Raw genomic sequence first — 2,542 nt, 5'->3', positions numbered from 1 at the left:
GGTAATGCCAAAGTTTATGATGATGCCCGTGTTTATGGGAATGCACAAATTTCTGGAAATGCACAAGTTTTTGATTATGCCGAAGTTGGTGGTGCTGATGTTGGAGATAATGCCAAGGTTTTTGACTATGCGCGGATTTATGGGAATTCTGTTATAGGGGAAAGTGTACACGTTTACGGAAATGCTAAAATTTACAATCAAGCATATATTTGCTGTCGTGTAGACATTGCTGGAAATTGTAAAATTAGTGGCTCCACCCTAATCGTAGAACGTAAGAAATAGTAACCATGAAAAAGAAATACGAACTTACTAATGAAATAGACATCCTCTATCGTCGACCAGTTCGTCGCATTCGTGCACTGAGAGACTTTGGAAAGGTCAAGAAAGGTGATCTTGGTGGTTTTATAGAGCATGAAGGTAACCTCTCTCATGAGGGCGATTGTTGGGTTAGGGATAAGGCAAAGGTTTGCAGTAATGCTCAAATTTATGAGAATGCACAAGTATTTGGACGAGCACGTATCTCATGTAATGCACGTATTTATGGAAATGCTAATGTTTTTGGAAACGCTTGTGTTGAATCCAATGCACATATTTTCGATAATGCGCAAGTTTACGGAATAGCCGAAATTCACGGCAATGCCAAAATTTGCGAAAAAGCTCATATTGGTGGTGAAGCTGTTGTATGTGGTAACACATGTATTTCAGGCAACACACATATTAGTTATAGTAGAAAAGCCGAACATATCCCTAGGAAAAGACAGAGCGTATAAGCACTTTCTAACAACCAACCATTTTTAAACACAAGCGTGATTCACGCCACGGGGGAATTGCGCGCAAATCAAGGAAACAATAATGACAAATTCTACTTTTTTAAACGAAATGGCAGAAAAATATGGATTTTCTACTGAAGAATTTCGAACCACAATCATAAAAACTTGTATTGGAGATAAAAATTCTAATGCCATCACTGATGCAGAATTTGCCGTTTTTCTTTTTGTTGCCAATACTTATGGACTTAACCCTTTAACAAAAGAAATCTATGCTCTCCCTAAAAAAGGCGGCGGCATCATACCCGTTGTTTCTATTGACGGTTGGATAAAGATCATCAAATCAAATCCTGACTTTGATGGCATGACCTTTCAAGATCAACTCGATAAAGACGGGAATCTCATTGCTATCAAATGTGCTATTCGTCTCAAAGGCATTAAAGACCCTATCGAAGTCACCGAATATCTCAAAGAATGCGAACAAAAAAGTGACACTTGGCAAAAATACCCAGCCCGTATGTTGCGCCATAAAGCCACTATACAATGTGCTCGCTATGCTTTCGGGCTTTCCGGTATTTATGAAGAAGATGAAGCAAAACGTATCAATGAAACAAACCATAACGTACAAACGAAGTTAGTTTCTTATGATGTGCTTATGCAAATCAAACAATTAATAAACATCACTCAAACAGAAGAAGAAAAAGTGCTTGATTATGCACAAGTCGACAGGCTTGAAGATCTTCCTGATGAAGTAGCACAAAGGATTTTGGATGTTTTGCAAAAGAGACAGCATGAAAAAGAACAATCTTTCCTACAACAAAAGCAAATAGAGGCGCCTATACAAGATGCCGAATATATTCACGTCCAAGATATCGAATATGCACCACAAGAACAAAGAACGGCGGTGTGAGATGGAACAAAGAACAGCAGAATGGTTTCAAGCGCGCTTGGGTAAAGTCACCGCATCAAACATTTACAACATACTCAATAAAACTACAAAAGGATTGCCTACGAGCAAATATGAAGACTACAAAATCAAACTCATAACAGAGCGCTTAACAAGAGAAACAAGCCCCTATTATGAAACTGAAGATATGAGATGGGGTATCGAACATGAAGAAGATGCCTTGAGAGAATATGGCTTCATTCATGATGCCGATATAACAAAATGCGGCTTTATCCAACACCCCACAATAGAAATGGCGGGGGCTAGCCCTGATGGTCTCATTGGAGAAGACGGTTTAATCGAAGTCAAATGCCCGAGATCAGTAACACATATGCGCTTTTGTATAGGTGACGAAATCAAACCAGAATATCACGCACAAATGCAATTCCAAATGGCTTGTACAGAACGAAAATGGTGTGATTTCGTAAGTTATGATCCACGTTTTACGGGAGAATTCTTTCACTTGCGCATGAAAGTCAAGCGTGTTCTCCGTGATGATCAACAAATTGAACAGATCAATCAAGCTGTTCAAGCCTTTTTAGCAGAGATAGAACGAGAGATACAACAACTCTCTACAAAAGCTGCTTAACCTTATGGGGGTGCTTTGTTCCCCGCATATCTACGAGCACCCCCGCCCTTTCATAACAACTTTTAAGTCATGCGTGATTCACGCCACACGTGAATTGCATCTCAATGTAAGGAGAAAAGATATGGCGCCTCGTACAGCTATCATAACGCAAGCAGACATTGCACGAGCTTTAAGAGAAGCAAAAAAGCAAAAATGCGAACTCATAGAAATCAAACCTACCGGTGAACTGCTTATCTATCT

3 protein-coding genes and 1 pseudogene are annotated in these 2,542 nt (G+C 39.5%); all 4 read left to right on the top strand.

Annotation, left to right across the window (positions count from 1 at the left end; all coding sequences use genetic code 11):
- Positions 1-282, top strand: a pseudogene (locus ACFIM1_RS09110) (hypothetical protein); the annotation flags it as partial.
- Positions 283-287: 5 nt separating this feature from the next.
- On the top strand, positions 288-770 hold the full coding sequence (locus ACFIM1_RS09105) for a hypothetical protein (RefSeq protein WP_375608815.1): 483 nt from the start codon (positions 288-290) through the stop codon (positions 768-770).
- 82 nt (positions 771-852) lie between these two features.
- Entirely contained in the window at positions 853-1,677 is an 825-nt protein-coding gene (gene bet, locus ACFIM1_RS09100) for a phage recombination protein Bet (protein WP_375694672.1), read from the top strand.
- 1 nt (position 1,678) lies between these two features.
- The gene (locus ACFIM1_RS09095) at positions 1,679-2,302 is read left to right on the top strand and encodes a lambda exonuclease family protein (RefSeq protein ID WP_375694670.1); all 624 of its coding nucleotides are present in this window, start codon (positions 1,679-1,681) and stop codon (positions 2,300-2,302) included.
- Positions 2,303-2,542: the final 240 nt, after the last annotated feature.

The sequence above is a fragment of the Bartonella sp. AC158YNML genome, from assembly GCF_042196725.1.
Lineage (GTDB): Bacteria > Pseudomonadota > Alphaproteobacteria > Rhizobiales > Rhizobiaceae > Bartonella.
Note: the sequence above shows the minus strand (reverse complement) of the source record. Positions and strands in the feature narration are given on the sequence as shown.

What these genes read in the sequence shown, in the direction of transcription:
- ACFIM1_RS09105 (WP_375608815.1), top strand. Translation starts at nt 288, where the DNA reads ATGAAAAAGAAATACGAACTTACTAATGAAATAGACATCCTCTATCGT.
- bet (WP_375694672.1), top strand. Translation starts at nt 853, where the DNA reads ATGACAAATTCTACTTTTTTAAACGAAATGGCAGAAAAATATGGATTT.
- ACFIM1_RS09095 (WP_375694670.1), top strand. Translation starts at nt 1,679, where the DNA reads ATGGAACAAAGAACAGCAGAATGGTTTCAAGCGCGCTTGGGTAAAGTC.